This window comes from Pseudosulfitobacter sp. SM2401, from assembly GCF_042932805.1.
Classification (GTDB): Bacteria; Pseudomonadota; Alphaproteobacteria; order Rhodobacterales; family Rhodobacteraceae; genus Ascidiaceihabitans.
The window spans coordinates 1,305,285-1,331,448 of sequence record NZ_CP170633.1; the positions used below are offsets into that span (position 1 = coordinate 1,305,285).

Sequence of the window (26,164 nt, forward strand, 5' to 3'; positions counted from 1 at the left end):
AACGTTGGATATCGGAACACTGGTTGGTCAGTTTGGTGGATTTTTCTGGGTGATCCTCGCCTTTATTGTGGCGCTCAGCGTGATCGTCGCGATCCATGAATATGGTCACTACATTGTGGGCCGTTGGTCGGGCATTCATGCGGATGTGTTTAGCATCGGCTTTGGCCCCGTCATCTGGAGCCGTAAGGACAAGCGCGGCACCCAGTGGCAAATCGCGCTGCTGCCTTTGGGCGGCTACGTGAAATTCGCCGGCGACGCCAACGCGGCCTCTGGCAAAGACGAAGAGGCGATGGAAGAGGTTGCAGCAGATCCAGAAGCATTGCGCAAAACCATGCACGGCGCGCCACTTTGGGCCCGTGCATTGACCGTGGCGGCCGGGCCTGTGTTCAACTTTGCATTCTCGGCAATCCTGTTTTTTGGCGTGGTGATGTGGTCGGGCACGCCCAGCGACCCCCTGACTGTATCCAAACTGCGCTCATTGCCTGATGTGCAAAGCGGCTTGCAACCTGGCGACCGTATTTTGCGGATCGAGGGCCAAGAGGTGCCCAGTTTTATCGGAAATGACGTTTTGAAATTCGCCAACGCTTTGCCACGGCAGGCGGAATTGGCCTACGAGGTCGAGCGTGACGGCGAAACTGTCAGTACTGTTGGCCCGTTTCTGGCACCGGCGCGTGTCGGCGGTGTGACGCCGCGCAGTGCGGCGCAAGTGGCTGGCCTGAAAGAGGGCGACGTGATCACCCACGTGGACGGCACGCGCATTTACGCGTTTGGCGATCTGGCGCGCGTGGTCGAATCCTCGGACGGTCGCGGCATCCCGCTGATCGTTTGGAGCGATGGCGTATCGCGCGACATTACCTTGACCCCGAAACGTGTGGATGAACCGCAGGACGAGGGCGGTTTCGTCACGTATTGGCGCATCGGTGTGGCGTCAAGCATGGCGTTCGAACCTGCCTACGAAAGTGTCGGCGTCTGGGATGCCTTAAGTGGCAGCGTGTCGCAAGTGGGGCGGATCATCACCGGGTCGATCACCGGATTGGGGTCTATGATCGCCGGGCAAATCAGCACCTGCAATCTGTCTGGCCCAATCGGCATTGCGCAAACATCGGGCGCGATGGCAAGCCAAGGCGTCGACAGCTTTATCTGGTTCATTGCGGTGCTGAGCACAGCGGTGGGACTGCTAAACCTGTTCCCGATCCCAGCATTGGATGGCGGTCATCTGGTGTTTTACGCCTTTGAATCTGTCACCGGACGCCCGCCAAGCGATCGCGCGCTGCGCATTTTGATGACGATCGGTCTGACCTTGGTGTTGGGGCTGATGATGTTTTCGTTGTTCAACGATATATTCTGTCCGTAACGGGCGTTGCGCATCAGGGCGGGCCACATATTGGCCTGCCCAATTGCTGCCACATTTGGTCCCAATTGCCACCACATTCGCGAGGTAGAGTTTTCTTAACAAAAGGAATTCGACCATGCAGACGCTTCAATCCAGCTACCGCGGCCTAAGCCTACTCCTAGACTTGAACTGGGATCGCGCCTTGTATTTGGGCACGCTGACAGCCGGCCTTTGCTTGGGCATTTGGATGAGCGGGCTTTAATCCGCCGCCCACCAGCAGCGATACCCACCACATGTTGTGAAAATTAAGTGCTCAGACCACCGTGTCTGGGCCTTTGTCGTTTTGACAAGCCTTTGTATTCTCGGTACTCAGAAAGAAATAGATGTCTGAAGGTGGGGGCAATCCATGAGACTGGGGTTTTCGAAAATGCGTGCAGGCAAAAAAGTCGGATCAACGAGTGTGCAGACAATTGTACGCGCATTTGGCGTTTTTCTACTAATTTCAGCGGTTTGGGCGGTGCAATCGGCACCTGCTGTTGCGCAGAATTTCAAATTCAATCGCGTTGTCGTTGAAGGCAATGCGAGAATTGGCGATTCAGCGGTGATTTCTCAGTCGGGAATCGCACAGGGCCAAACGGTCAGCGCCGGCCAGCTAAATGACGCCTATCAACGTCTGCAAAACAGCGGATTGTTCGAAAGCGTTGAAATGGCGCCTGCCGGAAACACGTTGCGCATCACAGTTGTTGAATTTCCGACAATCAATCGCGTCAGCTTTGAGGGCAACCGCCGCATCAAAGATGAAGCGATGTCGGCTTTGGTTACCTCTGCTGAACGCCGCGTTTTCAACCCCTCCGTTGTCGAAGCGGACGCCGCGGCCATCGCCGAAGCCTACACAAACGACGGCCGTTTGGCGGCACGTGTCACCCCGCGCATCATCAAACGGTCCAACAACCGGGTTGATGTGGTGTTCGAGATTTTCGAAGGTGACGTTGTCGAAATCGAACGCCTGAGCTTTGTGGGCAACCGTATTTATTCTGACAATCGTTTGCGCCGTGTTCTGGATACCAAACAAGCCGGTCTGTTCCGCGCGTTGGTGCGCAAAGACACGTTTGTTGAGGATCGCATCGAATTCGACAAGCAAATCCTACAAGATTTTTACTTGTCGCGTGGCTACATCGATTTCCGCACTAATTCTGTGAACGCACAATTGGCGCAAGAACGTGATGGCTATTTCCTCGCCTTCAATATCCAAGAGGGCCAGCAATTCAAATTTGGCGAAATCACCACTGTTTCCAACATCAATTCAGTGGATTCAGATGACTACCAAGACGTCATTCGTGTCCGCCCCGGTGTCGTTTATTCGCCTACCTTGGTGGAGCAAGAGATCGCCCGCATGGAGCGTTTAGCCGTCAAGCAAGGTGTTGATTTTCTGCGGGTCGAACCGCGTATCAAACGCAATGACCGCGATCTGACGCTGGATGTCGAATTCGTTCTGTCACGCGGTCCACGCGAATTTGTGGAACGCATCGACATCGAAGGCAACACGACGACACTGGATCAAGTGATCCGCCGTCAATTCGACTCCGTCGAAGGTGACCCGTTGAACCCGCGCGAAATTCGCGAAGCCGCGGAACGCATTCGCGCATTGGATTTCTTTTCATCCTCGCAAGTGAATGCCCGAGAAGGCTCTGCGCCGGATCAGGTCATTGTTGATGTTGATGTTGTCGAACAACCGACCGGGGCGCTCAGTTTTGGTGGATCATTTTCAGCAACTGACGGGTTTGGTCTTGCGATCAGTTTTGTGGAAAAGAACTTTGTGGGTCGGGGCCAACAACTTAGCCTTGATTTTTCAACGGCAGAAGAATCCGAGAGCTACGGATTCCGGTTCGCAGAGCCTGCATTCTTGGGCCGGAATGTAGAGTTTGCAATCGCGCTGAGCTATAGCGAAACAGACAGCGATTACGCTACGTATGACACAGAGCAGATATTCTTTCGGCCAAGCCTGTCGTTCCCGATTGCTGAAAATGCCCGTTTGCAACTGCGCTACACTGCAGAGCGCATTGATGTGCTCGAGCGTGACACGTCCGTTAACGGCACAATCATCGCGTCCGACATTGCAGCAGGTCCGCAAATATCGTCTGCCCTTGGCTACCAATACACCTATGACACACGCACCACCGGCATTGATACGGATCGTGGATTTTTATTCCAGTTCGGCCAAGACTTTGCCGGCGTTGGCGGGGACAGCGAGTACATCAAAACCACGGCCAAAGCGATTGCGCAGCGCAAAATCTTTAACGAAGAGGTCACATTGCGTGCGACTTTGGAAGCCGGTGGATTGTCGTGGGTCAGCGGGACAAACCGTGCTGCGGATCGCTTTATTATTTCCTCACAAACGTTCCGTGGGTTTGAGACAGGCGGTATTGGCCCGCGCGACGGTGTGAAAGGCGATGCATTGGGCGGCAACTTGTTTGTGGTGGCCCGTTTTGAAGCCGAATTCCCTCTGGGTTTACCTGAGGAATATGGCATCACAGGCGCGCTGTTTTACGACGTTGCCAACCTTTGGGACCTAAGCGACGTGAACACAGGTGGCACGGCTGTAGATGGCGAGAGTGGCGCGTTCCGTCATGTCATCGGCTTTGGCATCCTTTGGGAAACGCCGGTTGGCCCACTGCGGTTCAACTTTACCGAGGCCATCAAAAAAGAAGACTACGACATCGAGCAGACGTTTGATTTGACGCTGACCACCAAGTTCTGATCCGCTATGGGACAAACCCCGTTTAGCAAATCATGTTTGAAAATACTGATGGCCGCAGTGCTGTCATCGGTATTGAGCGGCGGATTTGTCATGACGCTTGTTTCAGCGGTGCAGGCTCAGTCAACTGAAACGGTGCGCAGCCCGATTCTGGTTGTGGACAGCGAGCAGCTTTATGTTGGCAGCGCGTTCGGGAAACGTGTTGCGCGGGATCAAAGCCGGCTTAGCGCTGCTTTGGTCGCCGAGAACGTCGAGATCGAACAAGAACTGTCGGCACAAGAGCAGTCTTTGACAGAGCGACGCGCCACCACACCTGCGGCCGAGTTCAGAAAACTTGCCGATGAGTTTGATGCAAAGGTGCAAGCCACACGGTCCCGCCAGTTGGGAAAAACCCAAGCGTTGACGCAACTTTTGGAGCAGCAGCAAGTCGTCTTCCTTCAGTCTGCTGGTCCGGTGTTGGAAAACCTGATGCGCGACGCAGGGGCCGCAGTGCTTTTGGACCGTCGTAATGTGTTTTTTAGCGCGGATGCCGTCGATGTCACAGGTGCCGCAATATTACGGATTGACGCAACCCTTGGCGAAGGTGCGCCGCTGGCGGCCCCAAAGAACGCGCCGCCAGTCGAGTGATCACCTTGCCCACGATGGTTTGGCTTGCTAGGCAGTTATGAGTATTTAAAATCAAGACAAGGAAAGAGCAGGCCCATGAGTTCCGAGCTTCTGAGCGCAGACATCCATCTGATCCAGCGCATTCTGCCCCACCGCTATCCATTTCTTCTGGTTGATAAAGTTGTCGATATTGACGGCATTCATTCGGCGCGTGGCATCAAAAACGTCACCATGAACGAACCGCATTTTCAGGGCCATTTTCCTGGCAATCCGATTATGCCGGGTGTCACAATTGTCGAAGCAATGGCGCAAACGGCGGCTGTCATGGTGGGCACTGCGCTGAACATGTCTGACAAGGAATTGCTGGTCTATTTCATGGCAATCGATGGCTGCAAATTCCGCCGCATGGTTATTCCGGGCGATGTTCTTGAGCTAAAGATGAAAACCATTCGTGGTAAGCCCGGCGGCAAGGTTTGGAAGTTTTCGGGCGTGGCCGAGGTCGCAGGCGAATTGGCGTGCGAGGCGCAATTCACCGCGATGATCGACCTACCTAAGGAGTAAGAGCGCGTGAGCAATATTCACCCCTCAGCCATAATCGAGGCCGGCGCGCAAATTGATCCAACCGTCAAGGTGGGTCCGTTTTGTTTGGTCGGTCCTGAAGTTGTGCTTGCCGCTGATGTTGAGCTGAAAAGCCATGTTGTTGTGACGGGGGCTACGGAAGTGGGCGAAGGGACCGTCATTTACCCTTTTGCGGTGATCGGTGAAATCCCGCAGGATCTGAAATTCAAAGGCGAACAATCGCGCCTTGTGATCGGCAAGCGCAATCGCATCCGTGAACATGTTACGATGAATGTCGGCACCGAGGGTGGTGGTGGTGTCACGCGCATTGGTGACGATGGGATGTTCATGGCAGGCTGTCACATCGCTCATGATGCAGTCATTGGCGATCGTGTTGTTTTGGTGAATTCGGTGGCGATCGCCGGGCACGCGGTGCTTGAGGACGATGTGATTGTTGGCGGTCTGGGCGGTGTGCATCAGTTTGTCCGCGTTGGGCGTGGTGCAATCGTTGGCGCGCTGACCAAGGTCACGCATGACGTTATTCCATACGGTCTGGTGCAGGCCCCGCGCGGCGAGCTGGAGGGCTTGAATTTGGTTGGATTGAAACGTCGCGGTGTTGCGCGCGCCGACATCACGGCCCTACGCGCGGCGTTTCAGATGCTGGCGCAGGGTGAGGGCACGTTCCATGATCGGGCAGAGCGACTGGGTGCCGATACAGACAGCGCCTATGTCAAAGAAATCACAGATTTTGTTTTGGGCGAAAGCGATCGCTCATTCTTGACGCCACGCTGATGTTGGCGCTGATTTGTGGCACAGGCGATTTGCCCGCAAAAATCGCCGCAGCGCAGGCTGAACCACCGCTGATTTGTGTGATCGAGGGGTTTGCCCCCACAGGTCTCAAGGCGGATTTGGTGTTTTCGTTTGAAACACTTGGGACGTTGCTGATTGAATTGGGCCATCACGGCGTCACCGAGGCCTGTGCTTGCGGTGCCATTGATCGCCCGCAAATTGACCCTTCAAAGCTGGATGAGAACACGGCACCGCTGGTGCCGTTGTTGATGGGGGCGATAACGTCAGGGGACGATGCAGCGCTGCGGGCGGTCATGGGCCTGTTCGAACAGACCGGTTTCAGAGTGCGTGCTGCGCATGAGCTGGCGCCGGAATTGATTGCTCAGCCTGGTGTGTTGTCTGAAAAATGGCCCGATGCCCAGATGCGTCTGGACGCAAAATTGGGTGCGGATGTGTTGGCCGCGATGGCCCCGTATGACGTGGGCCAAACCTGTGTGACAGGGGGCGGGCAACTGTTGGGAATGGAGACCATTGGCGGTACGGATCATATGATCGCGACGCTGCCAAAAACGCCACTGCTGGCGCAGGGTGTATTGGTCAAAGGCCCTAAGATTGGCCAAGACATGCGCGCAGATATGCCAACAATCGGGCCGCGCACTCTCGAGGCGGTGATTGACGCGGGTCTTGCTGGCATCGTGATTGATGCGGGTGACGTGTTGTTGCTGGACGCGGATCGTTGCATTGCGCTGGCGAATGCTGCGGGCATTGTCCTTTGGTCGCGCACGGGCGAATGAGCATGCGCGTGTTTGTCGTGGCCGGCGAGGTGTCTGGTGACAAGCTGGGCGGTGCGTTAATGGCTGGCCTGCGCGAATTGCAACAGGACGTGTCATTCGACGGTATTGGTGGCGCTCAGATGCAGGCCCAAGGGCTGACCAGCCGTTTTGAGATGAACGAGCTGAGCGTGATGGGGATTGCAGAAATCCTCCCTAAGTATTTCCACCTGAAACGCCGGATCCGTGAAACAGCGCAGGCGGTGATCGACACAAAACCTGACGTGTTGATCACCATCGACAGCCCCGATTTTTCCCTGCGCGTGGCAAAGCTGGTGAAAGAAGCCAGTGACATTCGCTGTGTGCATTACGTGGCACCGTCCGTGTGGGCGTGGCGCCCGGGGCGCGCTGTAAAGATGGCAAAAGTCATTGATCACGTGCTGGCACTGCTGCCTTTTGAACCGCCCTACATGGAAGCGTCGGGAATGGAATGTGATTTCGTCGGGCATCCTGTTGTGGCGGAACATGTGGCGTCGTCGGATGATGCAAAGGCGTTTCGGGATCAACATGGTTTGGGTGACGCTGACCCATTGCTGTTGGTATTGCCCGGATCACGGCGGGGCGAGGTGTCGCGACTAGCTCCGGTTTTGGGGGACGCGTTAAAGCCGTTGGTGGCAGCACATCCCAACTTGAAGGTCGTAGTTCCTGCGGCCGGACCGGTTGCGAATTTGGTACAAGAGCAGGCCAAAGAGTGGCCCATAGAGCCGCTGATCCTTGACCCAAGCGGTCAGTCGCTTGCGGCGGCAATGGCGGATAAACGCGCCGCATTTGCTGCCGCTGACTTTGCGATTGCCGCGTCTGGCACGGTCATGCTGGAACTGGCTGCGGCACAGACCCCAACGGTCAGCATCTACACGGTGAATTGGCTGAGCCTTAAGATCATGCAAGGGTTGGCCATCGTTGATACGGCCAATTTGATCAATTTGGTGTCGGACACCCGCCATGTGCCCGAATTTATCGGGGCCAACTGCCGCGGTGATTTGGTTGCGGGCGGATTAGAGACGCTGATGGCTGATCCTGAACCGCAGCGCGCGGCTATGGGCGTCACGATGACGCGTTTAGGGCAGGGTGGCGAAGACCCCGGTTTGCGCGCTGCACGTGCCGTGCTGGACCGGATGCCCAAGGCCTGACCTGATCCAAAGGCGCCCGCTGACGCGGGCATTCCATATTTTATCGGTGCGTGTCGCTAACCTTTGTGGATCCAGCCACCGCCAAAGATACGGCTGCTGTCGCGGTCGTAAAACACGCAGGCTTGGCCCGGGGATACGCCTTGTTCTGCGGTGATCAATTCCACCGTTGCTTCGGTGTCCGAAATCGGGCGGATGATCGCATCTGTCGGCGGACGGGTCGAGCGCACGCGCACGCCCACATGCCATTCCGTGCGGCTGGTCAGAGGTTCATCCCCCAGCCAGTTGATTTCTTTGAGCGGTACAATCCGTGTCGCCAGCATTGATTTGGGCCCAACGATAACATGGCGTGTGTTGGGGTCCAGTTTCACAACATAAAGCGGATCGGCAAGGCCGCCGATGCCGAGACCTTTGCGTTGGCCGATGGTGTAGTTAATGACGCCGTCATGCTGCGCCAGCACCTTGCCGTCGACGTCGACAATGTCGCCGGGTGCGGCTGCTTCTGGGCGCAGTTTGCGAATGACCGAGGCGTAGTCGCCGTTGGGCACAAAGCAGATGTCCTGGCTGTCGGGTTTGTCGGCCACACTAAGCCCGTATTTCGCGGCCAGTGCGCGAGTGTCATCCTTTGACGGCAGATGCCCAAGCGGAAAACGCAGGTAGTCGAGCTGTTCCGGGGTGGTGGAGAACAGGAAATAGCTTTGATCGCGGTTGGCGTCTGCGGCGCTGTGCAATTCGGGGCCTGCATCGCCCATCATCCGTTGAATGTAGTGGCCGGTCGCCATGCAATCGGCCTCAAGGTCTTTGGCGGTTTCAAGCAGGTCTTTGAATTTCACGCGCTCGTTGCAGCGGATGCAGGGTACAGGGGTCGCACCGCCTAGATAGCTGTCAGCGAATTCGTCAATCACCGCGTCCTTGAACACGTTTTCATAGTCCAAAACATAGTGCGGAAAGCCCATAGTTTCGGCGACTCGGCGTGCATCATGAATATCAAGACCGGCACAGCATGCGCCTTTTTTTGCCAAGGCAGCACCGTGATCGTACAGCTGTAGAGTGACGCCAACCACATCGTAGCCTTGTTCGGCCAGCATCGCGGCGACAACCGAACTGTCCACGCCACCCGACATTGCAACCACCACGCGCGTCTCGGAAGGTGGTTTGGCAAAGCCCAGAGAATTGAGCGTTTTGTTTTGATCCAGTGCCATGGTGGCATCTCCGAATGGGGTCAGTTTGGGCGTCTATCACGTCGTTTGTCACGTGGCCCAACACAAGGTTTGTAGAATGTCTTAGAAAATATAGGAAAATCCTAATCATTCTCAAGGGCCAGCTTCACCGCTCATTAAGCCTAATTGCGCGAATGTTCCAGCCAAGACAAAGATTGGGACAATAAATCGGGTGAAAAAATGTATCTAAAAAAGGTGGAAGGACCGCGTGCAGTGACGCTGCCGGACGGTTCAATAATGACCAAGGCGGATTTGCCAAGCGAAACGACGCGCCGATGGGTGGCGTCGCGCAAGGCGGCAGTTGTGCGTGGTGTTTTGTATGGTTTGCTCTCGGAAGAGGCAGCCTTGACTAGCTACAAATTAAGCGAAGATGAATTCAAAGAGTGGGTTCGGGCCGTCAGTTTGCACGGAGAAGCCGCTTTAAAAGCCACATCTGTTCAGAAATATAGACAATTTTAGGTTGTATGGCTAATATCTAGTTATCGGTAACCGATGGTTAACCTTTTTTGTTCACGTTTAGTGCCAATGGTTAACCCTTGATGTGATGCGGAGAAAAAGAATGCGTGTGCTGCTGGTTGAAGACGATCCAACGACCTCGAAGAGTATCGAATTGATGCTTACCCATGCCAACCTGAACGTCTATGCGACGGACCTGGGCGAAGAGGGGATCGATCTCGCAAAGCTTTATGATTACGATTTGATCCTTCTTGACCTCGATCTACCGGACATGAACGGCCACGATGTGTTGCGCCAATTGCGCCTTGCGCGGATTGAAACGCCGATTTTGATCCTGTCGGGGGCCGATGATACCGAAAGCAAGATCAAAGGCTTTGGGTTTGGGGCAGATGATTATTTGACGAAACCATTCCACCGTGAAGAACTGGTGGCGCGTATCCATGCGATCATTCGCCGGTCCAAAGGTCACTCGCAATCAGTGATCAACACAGGTCAGATTGCCGTTAATCTTGATGCCAAAACAATCAGCGTGCAGGGTAAAACCGTGCATCTGACGGGTAAAGAGTACCAAATGCTGGAACTGCTGAGCCTGCGAAAAGGGACAACTTTGACCAAAGAAATGTTCCTGAACCACCTCTATGGCGGCATGGATGAACCCGAATTGAAAATCATCGATGTGTTCATCTGCAAGCTGCGCAAAAAACTCAGCGTTGCCACTGGTGGTGAAAACTACATCGAAACGGTTTGGGGGCGCGGTTACGTCTTGCGCGATCCAGAACCTGTGGCTGCGCCTGAAGATCACCGATTGGTTGTCGGCGCACGATAGATCAAGCGACCTCATAAATTACGGCACCGTCGACCTTTGGTTCGGTCGACACCGCTGCACGGGCGGTAGGCGATACTTTCGGGTGTCGCCTGTCGCCGTTTTTAGATGACCAAACTATTCCGCACATTTTGGACCGAATCCAACTGGACCTGCCCTTGTCCGCCGCCTATTTCTATAGAGCACACGAAGGGGCAGACCATTGAATTTTGAACGCGACATATCCGTGCTGACATATGAAGATGCGCAAAGCGAACTTGCGCAGTTGGCCGAAATGTTAGGCAAGGCCAACACGGCCTACCATGGAAAAGATGCACCCGATCTAGATGATGCAGACTATGACCGACTGAAACGGCGTAATTCTGCGCTTGAGGCTGCCTTTCCTGATCTTAAACGTACCGATAGCCCCTCGGATCAAGTCGGTGCGGCGCCCTCCGAAGGGTTTTCAAAAATCACGCACGCGGTTTCAATGTTGTCCTTGTCCAACGCGTTTGATGCTGAGGATGTGACCGAGTTCGACAGTCGTATTCGCAAGTATCTAGGGCTAGAGGCAACGACGCCTTTGCCCTTTACGGCTGAACCCAAGATCGATGGTCTGTCTTTGTCTTTGCGCTACGAAGACGGGCGACTTGTTCATGCGGCGACACGTGGTGATGGTTCCGTTGGCGAAAACGTCACAACCAACGCACGTACGATTGCCGATATTCCGCAACGATTGGCGCATGCTCCAAAAACGGTAGAAGTCCGCGGAGAAGTCTACATGTCACATGCCGATTTCGAAGCGCTAAACGCTAATCAAAGCAAAAAGGGTGGCAAGTTATTTGCCAATCCGCGCAACGCAGCTGCAGGTTCATTGCGCCAATTAGACGCTGAAATCACCCGCGCGCGGCCGTTGCGGTTTTTTGCCTATGCTTGGGGCGAGCTGTCTGAGCCCTTGGCCGACACACAAATGGGTGCGATTGATCGGCTCGAAACGTTGGGTTTTAAAACAAATCCTTTGACGCAGCTTTGCGATGGGCCAGAGGCGTTGGTCACGCATTACGGCAAAATCGAACAGCAAAGGGCTAACCTTGGCTATGACATTGATGGTGTTGTCTACAAAGTTAATGATTTGGCGCTGCAAGCCCGACTAGGGTTTCGGTCCACGACACCGCGATGGGCAATCGCGCATAAATTCGCGGCGGAATTGGCGTGGACCCGATTGGAAGGCATCGACATTCAAGTCGGACGCACAGGCGCACTTAGCCCCGTTGCACGCCTCGCACCTGTCACCGTAGGCGGCGTGGTCGTTTCAAACGCGACCTTGCACAACGAAGATTACATCGCAGGTCGAGACGCCAAAGGTGGTGAAATTCGTGAGGGCAAGGATATCCGTATCGGCGACTGGGTGCAGATCTACCGTGCGGGTGACGTTATCCCGAAAATTGCGGATGTAGATATCAGCAAACGACCTGAAGATGCCGTGCCTTTTGATTTCCCGCATCGATGCCCTGAATGCCAAAGCGACGCGCCGCGCGAAGTTGGGGATGCTGTGCGTCGCTGCACAGGCGGGTTGATTTGTCCTGCTCAAACCGTAGAAAAATTGAAACACTTTGTTGGCCGCTCTGCCTTTGACATCGAAGGGCTTGGGGCCAAACAGGTCGAACAATTCCATACCGACGGTTGGATCGCTGAACCCGCCGACATTTTTACGCTGCGGGATCGCTTTGGCAGCGGTATGCAACAGCTGAAAAATCGCGAAGGGTGGGGCGACAAGTCGGCATCTAATCTGTTCGATGCAATCGATGAAAAACGCGTGATCGGGTTGGGCCGCTTGTTGTTTGCCCTCGGTATTCGCCATGTGGGCGAGGCAGCCTCGAACCTGTTTGCAGCGCATTTTGGAACGTGGACTGCGTTAAGTGACGGGATGGATGCGGCAAAACCTTTGTCTGGACCCGTTTGGGACGACTTGGTGGGCGTGGACGGGGTCGGCGAGGTCATGGCAACGTCGCTCGTAAACGCATTTTCGAACCCTGAAGAACGCGCCGCAATCAATCGGTTGGCAGCACTGTTGGACATCCAAGATGTCGTTCGCCGCGACACATCAAGCAGCCCGGTTGCAGGCAAAACCGTCGTCTTCACCGGGTCTCTTGAAAAAATGACCCGCGCTGAGGCAAAGGCCAAAGCCGAGCGATTAGGGGCCAAAGTCTCAGGCTCTGTTAGCGCAAAGACGGACCTTTTAGTGGCAGGGCCAGGGGCCGGTTCCAAGGCGAAAAAGGCTGTCGAATTGGGCGTTCAAACCTTAGACGAGGACGAATGGCTCGCCCTGATCGAGGGATTATGAGGGGGCGCCCGACCTCTCTTTTTCCGCTTTTTGCCGGTCTGGAAACGCTGGCTGGGGTGGGCCCAAAAACCGCCAAACTGTTTCCGCAGCTTGGTGTCGAAGCACCACGTGATCTGCTGTTCACCTTGCCCCACACTGGGATCGATCGCCAACTGCGGACCTCCATTCAAGATGTGACTTTGCCCGCGACCGTCACGGTCAGTGTGACCATTGGCGCGCATCGTCCGGCGCGCAATAAAGGTGGTGCGTACCGTATTCAAGTCGAAGACGAGGGCACGTCATTTCAGTTGGTCTATTTCCATGCGCGCGGCGATTATCTAGAGCGGACTTTGCCAACTGGATCACGCCGCATCGTTTCGGGCCGTGTCGAATTATTCGATGGCATTGGCCAGATGGTGCATCCGGATCATGCCGTTCCAGAAGAGGATGCAAACGACATTCCCAGCTTTGAACCGGTCTATCCCTTGACCGCAGGCGTGACCCAAAAGACGATGTTCAAAGCCACTCGCGCTGCCCTAAATCTAGTGCCGCCGTTGACGGAATGGATCGATCCCAACCAAAAGGCGCAATCGAATTGGCCAGATTTTGGGCAAGCGATTCAGGATGCGCACGCGCCGCAAAGCGTTGCTGATCTGGCCGCCACTTCGCCTGCGCGGGAACGTCTGGCCTATGATGAACTGATGGCGCACCAGTTGACGCTTGCCTTGGCCCGCCTGCGCGAACGGCGCTCGCAGGGGCGTTCCAGCAAGGCAACGGGTCGTTTGCAATCAAAGGTTCTAGGTGCGCTTCCGTACCGCCCGACGGGCGCACAAACCCGTGCGATTGCTGAGATTTCAGCGAATATGGCTGATGAAAACCGCATGAACCGATTGCTTCAGGGGGATGTTGGGGCAGGCAAAACGTTGGTCGCTTTTATGGCGCTTTTGGTTGCCGTAGAGGCCGGTGGCCAAGGCGTCATGATGGCCCCGACCGAGATTTTGGCACGTCAACATTTGGCCGGTTTGCAACCGCTAGCCGAAGATGCTGGCGTGGTTCTGGAACTGCTGACTGGGCGGGACAAGGGACGCGAGCGGATCGCAAAACTGGACGCGTTGGCGCGCGGTGACATTCAGATTTTGGTGGGCACCCATGCGGTGTTTCAGCCGGACGTGGTGTTCGCCGATTTGCGCCTTGCGATTGTGGACGAACAACACCGGTTCGGGGTCCGCCAACGGCTTGAGCTGGGCAAAAAGGGGCGCCATGCAGATGTGTTGGTGATGACTGCAACACCGATCCCGCGATCGCTGGCTTTGGCACAATACGGCGATATGGATGTGTCGGTGCTGGATGAAAAACCACCCGGACGCAAACCGATCCGAACGGCGATGGTGTCGACAGAACGGATCGACGAGGTCGTCGAACGCTTGCGTGCGGTGATGGCAACCGGGCAGCAATGTTATTGGGTTTGTCCATTGGTCGAGGAAAGCGAAATCCTCGATTTGACCGCAGCAGAAGAACGGTTCAAGCGGTTGCGTGCGATGTTGGGCGAAGGCGTTGTCGGGCTTGTGCACGGGCAAATGCCACCCGCTGACAAGGATGCGGCGTTGGCGCGTTTCCAATCGGGCGAGACCAAAGTTTTGGTCGCAACCACGGTGATCGAGGTCGGGGTCGATGTGCCCAATGCCACGATTATGGTGATCGAGCGGGCCGAAACATTTGGGCTGGCGCAGCTACACCAGTTGCGCGGTCGGGTCGGGCGAGGAGACGCCGCGTCGACTTGCGTTTTACTCTATCAATCACCGTTGTCAGAAACGGGGCAAAAGCGTCTAGAAGTGATGCGCGAAACCGAGGACGGATTTGTGATTGCCGAGACGGATTTGGCGATGCGCGGGGCAGGGGATGTGATCGGTGTTGCGCAATCGGGCATGCCGCGGTTCCGTGTTGCTGATCTTGAGCAGCAAGCCGATTTGATGGCAGTTGCCCAAAGTGATGCGCGGGCGTTGTTGATGGACGATCCTGCATTGGAAAAACCACGGGGGCAGGCTGCGCGGACATTATTATGGTTAATGCGGCAGGATGAAGCTATCCGTTTGATTTCAGTGGGTTAGACGGAGATGTTCCAGAAAGTTCACAAATGTTCTCAAAAAGTTCTTTACAAGAGCGGATCAAAATGAGAACAAAGGTGCAACAGAAGAACATGAGGCACCGACGAACATGACAACTATTCGCCAAATCAAATCAATCGCGAACCGTGCGCAAGATACTTTGTTGCAGGATGCAATTGGAATGGCCGCGTTAATTGTGATGCTCTTTGTTGGCCTGTCTCTGCCGTCTTTTGTTTGATTTTCTGCCTGCGATCTTATGCCGACCATTCTTCGCGTCCGTCCCAAATTGATGCGTTAACAGACACTGCCTGTCCTCGTTAAGCCGTCACCTTCGGTTCTGAATGGTCTAGGGTCCCCATAAGATACAGTTACTTGCGCCGCCATCCCTTTGGATGAGCGGCGTTTTTTTTGGTCTCACGACTTTGGCAAAAATTGGAAATTGTCCATGTTCTACTTTAGGCAGGAGGCAAAATGTTTAAGCTCGAACTTTATGGATCGCTCTGAAAACGCATCATGACCTGTATCCCAGATTGGGCATTCGCCCCGTTGTTTTAGAACGTGTACGCAAGCCTCAGCCCACCCCAATGGCGGCCTTGGATCATGATGGGTGCGGACAGATCCTTCATCATCACAAAGTCACCGCCGCCCATATCGCGCCGGTACACTTGCAACAAAAATGGCTCGGTGTTTCGTCCGGCCTTAAGGCCGACACGATCGGCAAAGATACGACGATTACGGCAGTTCGCCATGTTCCAAACTGGATCGTCGCCTTGGGGATGCGAAAATTTGTAGTTGTGCGTCGGCAGATAGCCGTTTTTGTCCACTGCTGCGCAAAATACGACTTTGGGGTCGAACTGCACGGCGGGTTCCTGGATGTCTGGCATCACAGCGTCCATCAACGTTGTGAACGCGGTCAAAACCTGTTCCGGGTCACTGTTTGGGATCGGTCTGTAGCTGGTATCGAACATTTTGGGCAGGCTGATCTGACCGTTTTCGACGGCGTTGGACAGTGCGACACTGGCCGTCGCAGCGGCTGTTTGGACGTAATCGATGAACTTGCTGTCTGCGGTCAATCCGCTCAAACCGGCGCTGGCTTGGACAATCGTCTCTGACGTGTCGATCAAGGATTGAATGCGTCCATGGGCTTCTTCGATGCCGCCAGCTGTGGCGGTCGCGCTCTCTTCTAATCCGTTCAGGACGGGTTCGAAGGCGGCGACTGTCGAACCAACTGTTTCGGCGCGGGTCTTGATCCGTTGTGCCAGATCATGGGTGGCGGCCACCGATTGCTCCATCCGGCCAAGCGCCTGATCCGTGCTGCTGGAATGTTCCAACACGTGGCTGGCCATCGCGGCAACCTCATGCGCTTCGACGCCCAATTTGGACATCCATTCGCTCAAGGCTTCGATGTTGGTTGAAATCTGTGCTGCCGCCGCTTTGGTATGCTGGCTAAGTTCGTTGATGGCCTCTGCGACGACCGCAAAACCCCGGCCCGCGTCGCCTGCATGGGCCGCCTCGATCTTGGCATTGATCGCCAGCGTGTTCACTTGCATCGAAATCGACGCGATTTGCGAATTGTTCTTTTTCACCGCCTTGAGCGTGCTAGAGACGGTTTCAGTGCGCGCGCCCAGTTCTTGCACCCACTCAGCCACGCCGCGGGTTTTTTCGCCAACATCGCGCATTGCCTCGGCAGAGCTGTAGATTTCCTGCGCTGTGGTATCGCTGCTTTCGGACAAATCAATCAGGGCGGAACGCGATTCTTCGTTGGCCCCAAGAATGGCGCGCGCACTTTTGCTAAGCTCTGCCAAGTCACGGTGCTGACGTTGCGCCTGTGCTTCGACCACGTCGAGAAAGCCAGCCAAATCAACGATTTCGTATCCCATGATTGATGCCGATTTCGACATGCGCGTCATCTGTTTCGGATCAGGGAATGTGGAATGTGTAGACATGAAACCTCGTTAAGACTTGTGGCGCAATGCCAGCCTTAGCGTGGAATTCTTCAAATGTGCTTAATGCCCGTTAGGCAATGTCAGGCGCAATCGGACTGGGCGGCTTGCTGCATGGCTTCAAATGTGGCTTCGATGCTGAGCAAAATTGAGGCGTGCCGGTTTTTATAGTCGCGTGCGGGTTCCAGTACTTCGAACCCGTCGAAAGGGGCCGCAGGCACCGGGCCGCCTGATTTGAGCATCGCGCGCAAGGCGTCGCGTGCCGTTTCGACGTCGTTCAACGTGCATCCGATGATGGCGGATCCGGTTACAGCCGCCGCAGCTTGGCCCAAGGCGCAGGCTTTGACGTCCTGACCAAAGGCGGTGATCCGCCCGTCTTGAACGTTAACGTCGACAGTCACGGTTGAGCCGCACAAGGGCGAGCGTTTCTTGACGCTGGCCTGTGGTCCCTTAAGACGTGCGTGATGGGGAATGTCAGCCGCGAGGGCCAAAATGCGCCCCGAATAGAGTTTGATCAGATCTGTATCGCTCATGGCCGCTTTCCTTACCGCTGAACCTATTACATAAGCGTCTGGACCAAAGATGCAAAAAGGTTTTCTGCGATGACGGATGATGTGATGTTTGACCCTGCAAGTTTGACGTTCAACGAGGCTGGTTTGATCCCTGCAATTGCCCAAGACGCAGCATCTGGCGAGGTGTTGATGATGGCGTGGATGAACGCCGAGGCCGTTGCAAAAACCCTGTCGAGCAAACGCGTGACCTACTGGAGCCGGTCGCGCCAAGCGTTCTGGATCAAGGGCGAAACATCGGGCAACGTGCAGGAATTGGTGTCGCTAAGGGTCGATTGTGATCGCGATTGCTTGCTGGCTGTGGTCCGTCAAACCGGTCCTGCGTGCCACACCGGACGGCGGGTTTGTTTTTACACCGACGTAATAGATGGGACAGAAGTTGAACTGATGTCGCCTGAGTAGGCTACAACCCGATCATTTTGCGGATATCTGCAGGCGTATAGCCGTCAGCGCGGAATTTGGACAACGCACGCGCATCATCGCGTTTGGCAAGGCGTTTGCCTGCGTCATCACGGATCAACGCGTGATGATGATACGTCGGCGTTGGAAGGCCCAAAAGATGTTGCAACAACACGTGGATTTTGGTGGCTTCAAACAGATCGTTGCCGCGCACCACATGCGTGATCCCTTGGGCCGCATCATCTAGCACCACAGACAAGTGATAAGACGTGCCCATGTCGCGGCGGGCCAGAACGATGGCCCCAACTTGGGTTTGGAACTCTTGATCGGTGATGTTGATCTTGCCTGTTTGACCCTCAGGACCTTGACCCGTTTCCATGAACGATGCGGACCACTCAGCAACCTTTGAGACATCCAAGCGAAGCGCGGTATCCGTCGGGCGCAATTGCGAAGTGCGTGGTTTCGATTGGCAGGTGCCGGGGTAAATCAAACCATCAGGGCCGATCATCGGTGATCCTTCTTGGGGGGCGGAAGCGGCGTTCAGGATATCTTTTCGATTACAATGGCATACGAACAGTAGCTCATGTTCCCATAGCGTATCAAGCGCCCCCGAATACACGCCAAGCCGGTCAGATTGGCGCAGGACAGGTTCTGACCAACTGATCCCTAGCCATGCCAGATCGTCATAGATTTGCGTCTCCCATTCAGGGCGCGCGCGCGATTGATCAATGTCCTCGACGCGCAGCAGGAATTCGCCGCCGTTTTCCTTCGCCATATCGTAGGCCAACAGCGCCGAATACGCATGGCCAAGGTGCAACGGGCCTGTGGGGGATGGCGCAAATCTGGTTCGAAAAGTCACGCTTTTTCAATCACGTATACATTACTCTTCAAGTTAATTCCGGGCAGGTGCTCACCGTATTCTTTGAACAAAAGCTGGGCCGCGCCGCAATCGGTCCATTCGGAAATTGCGCCCTCGTTGCTGGCGTCTGCGATGGCATGATCGTTGAACGAAAACACCAGCTTTCCGCTGCGTGGCAACGCTTTCATCAGCATGTGAAAGACCGAGATCGGAGCCGCACCTGCACCGATCACTCCAATGGCCGCCATGTTCGCATAAGTCCCTGAGGGGCTTGGCAAATTTGCACCTGCTTTGATCACATCGAGAGTTCGGTAAGCCCCGGATGTTTCGGCCTGCGCCAACATGTCGGGCGACAGATCAAGGCCGTCGATCAAATCAAAGCCAGCCAGCCGCAAGGCCAAACCCGACAACCCGGTACCGCACCCGAAATCCAAAACAGGTGCCGCTAAATCATCAGCGAATTGCGCCAAAGCAGAGGCGCATCGCCCCGGCGTTGCATAGCCGTTTTTGGTGATTTCGTCGTTATAACTGGTGGCCCACGCGTCATAGTGCGCGCGCACGCTGGCGCTGGTAGATTTGCCGTAAGACTTGCTTAAAAAATCGTCATTCATGACGTAGGTTAACGTTTGAACCTAGGCTGCGTCCAGTGTGCTCGCGCCAAGCCATGCGTGCCAGTCCAATTTCGCGCGATCTGTATAGGCTTTGTAGCGGTCTTTGCGCCCGCGACGTCCGCCTTTGAGGCCCTCAACCAGCGGGAACAGCCCAAAATTCACGTTCATCGGTTGGAATGTTTTAGCATCAGCCCCACCAGTGATGTGCGTGATCAACGCACCCATCGCTGTGGTGTTTGGCGGCGCGCTGATGGAGCCGCCCAGCATTTCCGTGGCCGCCATACGACCAGCAAGCAAACCCATGGCGGAACTTTCGACGTAGCCTTCAACCCCCGTGATCTGACCCGCAAAGCGGATGTGCGGGGCGGACCGCAAACGCATTTGGTCATCCAGCAACGTGGGCGAGTTCATGAACGTGTTACGGTGGATGCCGCCAAGACGGGCAAAGCTTGCGTTCTCAAGTCCGGGAATTGTTTTGAAAACATCCACTTGCGCGCCGTACTTCATCTTGGTTTGAAAGCCGACAATATTGTAAAGCGTGCCCAATTTGTTGTCGCGGCGCAGCTGCACAACGGCGTAGGCTTTGACATCGGGCTGGTGCGGATTGGTCAACCCCACAGGCTTCATCGGGCCAAAGCGCAGCGATTCACGGCCACGTTCTGCAATGACTTCGATGGGCAGGCAGCCGTCGAAATAGCCGGCAGTTTCGCCCTCGTGAAATTCAGCTTTGTCCGCGGCCATCAGCGCGTCGATGAACGCCTCGTATTGGTCTTTGTCCATCGGGCAGTTCAGGTAGGCGGTGCGTTCTTCTTCGGTGTCGCCCTTGTCGTAGCGCGATTGCATCCACGCTTTGGACATGTCGATGCTATCAAAATAGACAATCGGGGCAATTGCGTCGAAAAACGCCAGTGATTCCGCGCTGGTTTCTTTGGCAATCGCTTGGCCCAAGGTGGTTGACGTCAGCGGACCAGTTGCAAAAATCCAGTGGCCGTCTGCGGGCAGTTCGGTGATTTCGCCGTACTCAACTGTGATATTCGGGTGCGCCAGAATCGCATCAGTCACCGCTTGGGCAAAGTGATCACGATCAACCGCCAATGCGCCACCGGCAGGCAGGCGATGTTTGTCGGCCGTTTGCATGATCAAACCGCTCGCTTGACGCATTTCCCAGTGCAGCAAACCCACAGCATTTTGTTCGTCATCATCCGAGCGGAAGGAATTGGAACACACCATTTCGCCGAGCAATCCGGTTTGATGCGCAAAAGTTTCGACCTTTGGGCGCATTTCGTGAATCACAACGGTGATCCCCATATTTGCGGCCTGCCATGCAGCTTCGGACCCGGCCATGCCGCCGCCCACGATGTGTAAAATATCTGTCATGATTGGGATTTAGGGCAGGGTCGTGCCATAGGCAACAGCGCAGGTGGTCCTAAGCGGATCATAATTGAGGGGGAGGAGAGAGTTTTGGGGTCGCCGGAGCAGGAACGGTCGATCAGTGAGAGCTGACCTGGAGGGACCATCTGCGTTCGGCGACCCAAAATCTCGTCTGGGTTACTTCGTTTCACCCGATGTCTCATTTGTGCCTTATTGCCGCCCAATTTGATAGTCCAAATGTGGAAAGAATGTGAGGCAGATTTGGAAACAATCGAGAGCGATCATATTTTTCATTTATTTTCAAATATTTAGGCCAGATCGATGGATGCGATCTATTGTTCCCAAGTCGGATCACGTTTGTCTAAAAATGCCGCAATCCCTTCTTGAGTGTCTTTTTCCAGCATGTTTTGCACCATGACGTCGCCGGTGTAGGCGTAGGCATCGGCCACAGGCATCTGGATTTGGGCGTAAAATGCCTCTTTTCCGACCTTAACGGCGCTGCCCAATTTGCTGGCGACCAATTGCGCGAGGTCCACAGCCTCTGATTCCAAAGCCTCCGGCGGCGCAACGCGGTTGACCAGACCCAAAGTTTCGGCGCGCTCTGCGTCGATGAACGTGCCTGTGGTCAACATTTCAAACGCTTTCTTGCGCCCGATGTTGCGCGACAGGGCGACCATGGGGGTGGAACAGAACAGGCCGATGTTGACGCCATTGACGCCAAAACGCGTGCCTTGCGCTGCAATCGCCATGTCGCAGGTCGCAACCAACTGGCAGCCAGCAGCGGTCGCGATGCCGTGGACTTGGGCGATGACAGGCTGCGGCATCGATTGCACCCGCGCCATCATGGCGGCACAGCGATCAAACAGGTCTTTGAAATAGGCCGCACCGCCATCCTCGTTTTGGCGACCCGCCGTCATCTGTTTCAAATCATGGCCTGCGCAGAACGCTTTGCCATTGCCTGACAGGACAACCGCCCGCACGGAACGATCCTCGGCGATGTTATCCAGCGCGCCGTGCAGGGCCGCCAACATCTCGTCCGACAGCGCGTTCAACCGCTCGGGCGCGTTCATCACCAGCTGCGCAACCGCGCCCGTGCCCCGACGTTCCAAAATTGCCATCTTGCCCTCCACCGCATTTCCAACAAGGTTTAGAGCACCAAACGGAGAAGGAAAAGCATGTCACTCAAGATGGATGAAGCGCAGTTGATGGAATTCATGCGCGGCGTGTTTCACCAGGTGGCTGATGATTTTCACGTGGATGCGGTGTCTGCCGATGAAATCACGATGCGGTTGCTGGTGGGGGATCGCCATTTGCGTCCCGGTGGCACGGTGTCTGGGCCGTCGATGTTTGCGTTGGCGGATGTCTGTGCCTACCTGCTGACACTGGCCAACATCGGGCCCAAGGCGCTGGCAGTCACGACCAATTGCAGCATTGATTTTATGCGCAAACCTGCCGCGGGCGTCGATCTGATCGCAAAAGGGCGGATGTTGAAGTTGGGCAAGCAACTGTCGGTTTCCGATGTGTTGTTGTTTTCTGACGGGCTGGAAAAACCTGTGGCGCGGGCCAGTTTGACCTACGCGATCCCCCCAAATTGACCAAGCATTGACCAGACATTATCCAAAAAGGCCGCCGGAGTTCACCGGCGGCAAGGAAGAGGTCTGGATCACATCACGGGGAAGTCATGCCTTCCAGAACACACGGGAGGCCTCGCTAAGAGCCTGCTCGCGTGTCAGCCCGACGTCCGCCAATTGTGCATCCGTTAGCTGTTTCAATGCAGCACGGGTGTTTCGGCGCGTCGTCCAAATCGACACATAGACTGCAAATTCCACTGCCCAGACCGATACAATCGGCAAGCTTTTGTTTTCGCGCAGGTAAATTAGCGCGTCGATGTTGGAATGCTCTACGTGTGTCATGGTATTCTCCAATATTGTATTGACACAATATGACGGTATCGTCATGTGTATTGGTAGATAAGTTGATACAAAGAATCTACGGAAACATTGTAATGGATACAATTTGGCAACCTGTCCTGTCCCACCTGACAGGACCCAAGTACAAAGTGGTGGCGCAGACCATTCGTGACGGCGTTGCGACGGGCGAATTGCTTGAGGGGGCAAAGCTGCCTCCGGTGCGCGATTTGGCGTGGAAACTGGGCATCACGCCGGGCACCGTTGCGCGTGCCTACACGATCCTGACCGACGAAGGGATGCTGAACGCCGAAGTTGGACGCGGCACATTTGTCGCCCCCAAGCGCAGCTTTGCGCCGCTGTTCGCGCCAATCGAAATCGATGCTGCGATCCACAATTCCGAGGCGCAAACCTACAACGTCAATCTGTTTTCCCCACATTTGCCCAGCGTCGGACAGGCACCGCTGATCCGTCAGTTGCTGTCCGACATTGCCCATGATCCGCCGTCGGGTGTGATGCATTATCCCAGCCGTCATACCTCGCAAAAGGCGCGCGAGGCCGCGGTGCAGTGGTTGAAAAATGCACCCTTAGGGGCGTTTCGCGAAGGCGATTTGACGCTGACCAACGGTGGTCAAAACGCGATTTTGATTGTGCTGCAAGCTGTCTTGCGGGGACGTAAACCAACGATTTTGGTCGAAGAACTGGCCTATCCCGGGTTTCGCCGCGCCGCCGAATTGCTGCGGGTGAATGTGGTGCCGGTGGCGATGGACGAAGACGGGCTGATCCCTGATGCGTTGGCCGCTGCCTGCCAATCCTACGAGGCGCAGGTGTTGTGCACCTCACCCGAAGTACACAATCCGACCTGTGGTTTCACGCCGGAATACCGCCGCGAACAAATTGTTGCTGTGGCGCGCAAACATGATCTGCAAATTTTGGAAGACGATTGTTACCGCATGGGCGCGGCTGTTGCCCCGACCTACCGGATGCTGGCGCCGGAACGCGGCTGGTACGTGGCCTCGATTTCGAAAACTGTCACGCCCGCGTTGCGCATCGGGATTGCGGTCGCACCCGAAGGCAAAGGGTCGAAACTGCGCCGTGCGGCGGAGCATTCGTTCTTTGGCCTTGCGACCCCGATCACCGATTTGGCGGCACGTCTGTTGACCCATCCGCAGCTTGACGCGCTCACGACCAAAGCCCGTCTTGGGACCAATACCTATGTGGAAAGTGCCGTGAACATTCTGGGCGGGTACGATTTGAAATGGCGCAAAGACGTGCCGTTTCTTTGGCTGAAATTGCCCGAAGGCTGGCGGGCAGGGGCATTCTGTCAGGCGGCCGAGGCGCAAGGCGTGCAAATCCGCCCAGCCGAGGAATTCGCCTGCCGTGATGCCCGTGTGCCGCATGCGATCCGGTTTGCGATCAATGCCGGCGTCAGTTTGGCGAGTTTCGAGGCCGCAATTCACCGCTTGCGTGATTTGCTAGACAATCCGCACGACCAGATCGGGGTTTAAAGCAGCCCGCCTGCGCCCCACGCAATTCCAAACGCAATGGTCATCGCCGCCAGCGCCGCCGAATAGCCCGCGATTTTCCACTTTGAAAACGGGCGTTCGCCATAGGTGCGACCGTCGATGCCAGAGACCACAACCTTCATCGGTTTGCCGCCGTAAGTGTAGTGCAGGATCCAGACGGGCAGCAGGATGCGCCGATAGTGGATGCCTGTGGTGTCGGTTTGATAGCGAATGCTGTGCACGCCGGATTTGTTGATGTGTTGCTTGATCCGGTTGCGCATCAGCAGGGTTTTGTCCGCGCCATTGGCACGCAAACCTTCGTCGACGGTTTGGTGGTGACGTTCTGCCGCAAAGCCCGCAAGGTATCCGGCGCGGTAGGGGCGCAAATCGCTCGGGTTGAATGCGTGCAGAATCCCGTCGCGGATCAGCGGCGTCACATGCGGCGAGGCTGGCATCAGCACGTCGTCAAAGTGGATCCGCATGTGCCCTGACAAGGATCGCGTGCGCCGGTTGTCACCGCTGCCGGTTGTGTGTTTGGCCCAGTATTCAACGGCCTCGGTGCTGTCAAAGGTCCAGAACGGGGCGTACAAACCGGCGACGCGGGCTTGGCTAACGACAACGTTTAGATCGCCCGGGGCTGCGAGGCGTCCTGCCACCCAATCGAGGGCTTGGCGTTGGGCAAAATCCTGATCCGCTTTGAACGGGATCAACGCTTTGGTTTGATAGCCGCTGTCTTGATCGCTCAGCACCACGGCCCCGTCGCAATAGGGGCAATGTTCGGACAGGGCCGGGCCGGTGAACAACACTTCGCCGCCGCAGGTTAGGCACTGGTGCGCGCGCGTGTCGCTAAGGTCTTTGATCTGCGGCAAAGGTGGTTCTGCGTCTGGCAGATCAACATCATACGGGAATTCGGCGGCTGCGAGGTGATCGTCAGCTGTGTCTAGGCTGTGGACTGCGCCGCACATTGTACAGTGCAAGCCTTGGGCGACGGGGGAATAGCGGCACTGGCCGGCACAGTTCGGGCACTGAAGGTCTCCTTGGTCCGCATCAACACGCTCCATCAATTTGAATCCCCAAGGGCAGCCGCGATTTCCAGCAAGATGCGCAAACGCAGCCAAGACCGGTCGATCGCGCCATCTAAATCGCCTGAGACCCCCCAATCGCCGATGATCGTCGCCACAAACCACGTGGCCATCAACCAGAATGCGATCATCGCCCAGCCGGCAACGGACCGGATAAAGCCGGCAGAGCCATGTTTTAGCTCGTGTTTTGCCTCGCGTACTTTGATCAGTTTGACGACTGCGGGCACACCAACAACCGTTGCCGTGATCATCAGGGCAAGCGTGGCAAGAATCGGCGGGATCAAGGAGACCATTTCGGGGGGATATCGCTTTGAGATTTGGTTAGAAACCACGGTGCAGGGGTCAAAGCGCGAATGCAAGCCGTTCGGGGCAGTGATTTGGGTGAAATTTTGTGGGGTATTATGATACCTTATTTATAAGTCGTTGTTTTTGAACATCTAAAACATGTTTGTGTCGCTTGACCGTGCGCGCACGTCCTTTATACACCGCTCATCTGATATCGGATATGGCGCAATTTCCATGTCCTCCACCCCAAACAGGATATTCCTGCCATGAAAACCTTTTCTGCGACACCTGCAGATATCGACAAAAAATGGATCATCATTGATGCTGAAGGCATCGTGTTGGGCCGTTTGGCATCGATTGTAGCCATGCGTCTGCGTGGCAAGCACAAGCCAACCTTTACGCCTCACATGGATTGCGGCGACAATGTTATCATCATCAATGCTGAAAAAATCCAGCTGACCGGTAACAAACGTCAAGAGCACCACTACTGGCACACCGGCCACCCAGGTGGGATCAAATCCCGGACCAAGGAGCAAATCCTTGAAGGTGCACACCCTGAGCGTATCGTAACGCTGGCTGTGAAACGTATGTTGCCTGGCAACCGCCTGAGCCGTCAAATCATGACCAACTTGCGCGTCTATGCGGGTGGCGAACACCCACATGAAGCGCAAAACCCAGACGTTCTGGACGTTGCGGCCATGAACCCTAAAAACACACGGAGCGCATGAG

General features: G+C 55.6%; 26 protein-coding genes. 16 read left to right on the plus strand and 10 right to left on the minus strand.

The genetic code is table 11. From position 1 onward, the window contains the following. Positions 1–4: 4 nt before the first annotated feature. From rseP to lpxB, 8 genes are all read left to right on the plus strand, one after another. Entirely contained in the window at positions 5–1,354 is a 1,350-nt protein-coding gene (gene rseP / locus ACFIO0_RS06470; protein WP_390914537.1) for an RIP metalloprotease RseP, read from the plus strand. 115 nt (positions 1,355–1,469) lie between these two features. After that, positions 1,470–1,595, plus strand: a complete 126-nt coding sequence (locus ACFIO0_RS06475) for a hypothetical protein (RefSeq protein WP_390914538.1) — start codon at positions 1,470–1,472, stop codon at positions 1,593–1,595. A gap of 144 nt (positions 1,596–1,739) precedes the next feature. Then, the gene (gene bamA / locus ACFIO0_RS06480; RefSeq protein WP_390914539.1) at positions 1,740–4,091 is read left to right on the plus strand and encodes an outer membrane protein assembly factor BamA; all 2,352 of its coding nucleotides are present in this window, start codon (positions 1,740–1,742) and stop codon (positions 4,089–4,091) included. A gap of 48 nt (positions 4,092–4,139) precedes the next feature. Beyond that, entirely contained in the window at positions 4,140–4,715 is a 576-nt protein-coding gene (locus tag ACFIO0_RS06485) for an OmpH family outer membrane protein (protein WP_390914540.1), read from the plus strand. A 75-nt stretch (positions 4,716–4,790) separates the two neighbouring features. Then, complete coding sequence (gene fabZ, locus ACFIO0_RS06490) at positions 4,791–5,255, plus strand: 3-hydroxyacyl-ACP dehydratase FabZ (RefSeq protein WP_390914541.1); 465 nt, start codon at positions 4,791–4,793, stop codon at positions 5,253–5,255. 6 nt (positions 5,256–5,261) lie between these two features. Beyond that, complete coding sequence (gene lpxA, locus ACFIO0_RS06495; RefSeq protein ID WP_390914542.1) at positions 5,262–6,044, plus strand: acyl-ACP--UDP-N-acetylglucosamine O-acyltransferase; 783 nt, start codon at positions 5,262–5,264, stop codon at positions 6,042–6,044. After that, positions 6,044–6,835 carry a UDP-2,3-diacylglucosamine diphosphatase LpxI domain-containing protein gene (locus ACFIO0_RS06500; protein ID WP_390914543.1) on the plus strand — a complete coding sequence of 264 codons (792 nt, stop codon included), beginning with the start codon at positions 6,044–6,046 and terminating at the stop codon, positions 6,833–6,835. The genes lpxA and ACFIO0_RS06500 overlap by 1 nt, the downstream gene beginning before the upstream one ends. Beyond that, positions 6,832–8,001, plus strand: coding sequence for a lipid-A-disaccharide synthase (lpxB, locus tag ACFIO0_RS06505; RefSeq protein WP_390914544.1), 1,170 nt, complete (start codon positions 6,832–6,834; stop codon positions 7,999–8,001). Before ACFIO0_RS06500 ends, lpxB begins: the two co-directional genes overlap by 4 nt. Positions 8,002–8,057: 56 nt before the next feature. Here lpxB and mnmA read toward each other — a convergent pair whose 3' ends face one another. Then, positions 8,058–9,200: a tRNA 2-thiouridine(34) synthase MnmA gene (gene mnmA, locus ACFIO0_RS06510; RefSeq protein WP_390914545.1), complete on the minus strand. Its 1,143-nt coding sequence runs from the start codon at positions 9,198–9,200 to the stop codon at positions 8,058–8,060. Positions 9,201–9,398: 198 nt separating this feature from the next. Here mnmA and ACFIO0_RS06515 point away from each other — a divergent pair, with 198 nt between their 5' ends. The 4 genes from ACFIO0_RS06515 (at position 9,399) to recG (ending at position 14,907) form a co-directional block, all read left to right on the plus strand. Further along, a complete protein-coding gene (locus tag ACFIO0_RS06515; protein ID WP_390915292.1) occupies positions 9,399–9,677 on the plus strand; it encodes a DUF1153 domain-containing protein in 279 nt (92 codons plus the stop codon). Positions 9,678–9,777: 100 nt separating this feature from the next. Beyond that, positions 9,778–10,500: a response regulator transcription factor CtrA gene (gene ctrA / locus ACFIO0_RS06520; protein ID WP_390914546.1), complete on the plus strand. Its 723-nt coding sequence runs from the start codon at positions 9,778–9,780 to the stop codon at positions 10,498–10,500. Between the two features lie 223 nt (positions 10,501–10,723). Then, on the plus strand, positions 10,724–12,820 hold the full coding sequence (gene ligA / locus ACFIO0_RS06525; protein ID WP_390914547.1) for an NAD-dependent DNA ligase LigA: 2,097 nt from the start codon (positions 10,724–10,726) through the stop codon (positions 12,818–12,820). Next, positions 12,817–14,907, plus strand: coding sequence for an ATP-dependent DNA helicase RecG (gene recG / locus ACFIO0_RS06530; protein WP_390914548.1), 2,091 nt, complete (start codon positions 12,817–12,819; stop codon positions 14,905–14,907). Before ligA ends, recG begins: the two co-directional genes overlap by 4 nt. A gap of 548 nt (positions 14,908–15,455) precedes the next feature. On the opposite strand, the gene ACFIO0_RS06535 is transcribed toward recG, so the two are convergent. Together ACFIO0_RS06535 and ACFIO0_RS06540 are read right to left on the minus strand one after the other, a co-directional pair. Further along, positions 15,456–16,850, minus strand: a complete 1,395-nt coding sequence (locus ACFIO0_RS06535; protein WP_390914549.1) for a methyl-accepting chemotaxis protein — start codon at positions 16,848–16,850, stop codon at positions 15,456–15,458. Positions 16,851–16,930: 80 nt separating this feature from the next. Then, a complete protein-coding gene (locus ACFIO0_RS06540) occupies positions 16,931–17,380 on the minus strand; it encodes an iron-sulfur cluster assembly scaffold protein (RefSeq protein WP_390914550.1) in 450 nt (149 codons plus the stop codon). An 84-nt stretch (positions 17,381–17,464) separates the two neighbouring features. Here ACFIO0_RS06540 and hisI point away from each other — a divergent pair, with 84 nt between their 5' ends. Then, positions 17,465–17,818, plus strand: a complete 354-nt coding sequence (gene hisI / locus ACFIO0_RS06545) for a phosphoribosyl-AMP cyclohydrolase (RefSeq protein WP_390914551.1) — start codon at positions 17,465–17,467, stop codon at positions 17,816–17,818. A gap of 1 nt (position 17,819) precedes the next feature. Here hisI and gluQRS read toward each other — a convergent pair whose 3' ends face one another. From gluQRS to ACFIO0_RS06565, 4 genes are all read right to left on the minus strand, one after another. Continuing rightward, positions 17,820–18,674, minus strand: a complete 855-nt coding sequence (gluQRS, locus tag ACFIO0_RS06550) for a tRNA glutamyl-Q(34) synthetase GluQRS (RefSeq protein WP_390914552.1) — start codon at positions 18,672–18,674, stop codon at positions 17,820–17,822. Further along, positions 18,671–19,285: a methyltransferase domain-containing protein gene (locus tag ACFIO0_RS06555; RefSeq protein ID WP_390914553.1), complete on the minus strand. Its 615-nt coding sequence runs from the start codon at positions 19,283–19,285 to the stop codon at positions 18,671–18,673. Before ACFIO0_RS06555 ends, gluQRS begins: the two co-directional genes overlap by 4 nt. A gap of 21 nt (positions 19,286–19,306) precedes the next feature. Next, complete coding sequence (gene trmFO, locus ACFIO0_RS06560) at positions 19,307–20,662, minus strand: methylenetetrahydrofolate--tRNA-(uracil(54)-C(5))-methyltransferase (FADH(2)-oxidizing) TrmFO (RefSeq protein ID WP_390914554.1); 1,356 nt, start codon at positions 20,660–20,662, stop codon at positions 19,307–19,309. 326 nt (positions 20,663–20,988) lie between these two features. Further along, positions 20,989–21,774 carry an enoyl-CoA hydratase gene (locus ACFIO0_RS06565; protein ID WP_390914555.1) on the minus strand — a complete coding sequence of 262 codons (786 nt, stop codon included), beginning with the start codon at positions 21,772–21,774 and terminating at the stop codon, positions 20,989–20,991. 57 nt (positions 21,775–21,831) lie between these two features. Between ACFIO0_RS06565 and ACFIO0_RS06570 the strand changes: the two genes are divergently transcribed. After that, entirely contained in the window at positions 21,832–22,251 is a 420-nt protein-coding gene (locus ACFIO0_RS06570) for a hotdog fold thioesterase (protein ID WP_390914556.1), read from the plus strand. Between the two features lie 84 nt (positions 22,252–22,335). On the opposite strand, the gene ACFIO0_RS06575 is transcribed toward ACFIO0_RS06570, so the two are convergent. Next, positions 22,336–22,569, minus strand: a complete 234-nt coding sequence (locus ACFIO0_RS06575; protein ID WP_390914557.1) for a DUF1127 domain-containing protein — start codon at positions 22,567–22,569, stop codon at positions 22,336–22,338. Between the two features lie 92 nt (positions 22,570–22,661). On the opposite strand from ACFIO0_RS06575, the gene ACFIO0_RS06580 reads away from it, so the two are divergent. Then, positions 22,662–24,071 carry an aminotransferase class I/II-fold pyridoxal phosphate-dependent enzyme gene (locus ACFIO0_RS06580; protein WP_390914558.1) on the plus strand — a complete coding sequence of 470 codons (1,410 nt, stop codon included), beginning with the start codon at positions 22,662–22,664 and terminating at the stop codon, positions 24,069–24,071. On the opposite strand, the gene ACFIO0_RS06585 is transcribed toward ACFIO0_RS06580, so the two are convergent. Together ACFIO0_RS06585 and ACFIO0_RS06590 are read right to left on the minus strand one after the other, a co-directional pair. Next, positions 24,068–25,129 carry a hypothetical protein gene (locus ACFIO0_RS06585; protein ID WP_390914559.1) on the minus strand — a complete coding sequence of 354 codons (1,062 nt, stop codon included), beginning with the start codon at positions 25,127–25,129 and terminating at the stop codon, positions 24,068–24,070. The two genes, ACFIO0_RS06580 and ACFIO0_RS06585, sit on opposite strands and share 4 nt — an antisense overlap. Then, positions 25,129–25,443, minus strand: a complete 315-nt coding sequence (locus ACFIO0_RS06590) for a hypothetical protein (RefSeq protein WP_390914560.1) — start codon at positions 25,441–25,443, stop codon at positions 25,129–25,131. The genes ACFIO0_RS06585 and ACFIO0_RS06590 overlap by 1 nt, the downstream gene beginning before the upstream one ends. A gap of 258 nt (positions 25,444–25,701) precedes the next feature. Between ACFIO0_RS06590 and rplM the strand changes: the two genes are divergently transcribed. After that, positions 25,702–26,163: a 50S ribosomal protein L13 gene (gene rplM / locus ACFIO0_RS06595; protein ID WP_390914561.1), complete on the plus strand. Its 462-nt coding sequence runs from the start codon at positions 25,702–25,704 to the stop codon at positions 26,161–26,163. The last annotated feature ends 1 nt before the right edge of the window (position 26,164 follow it).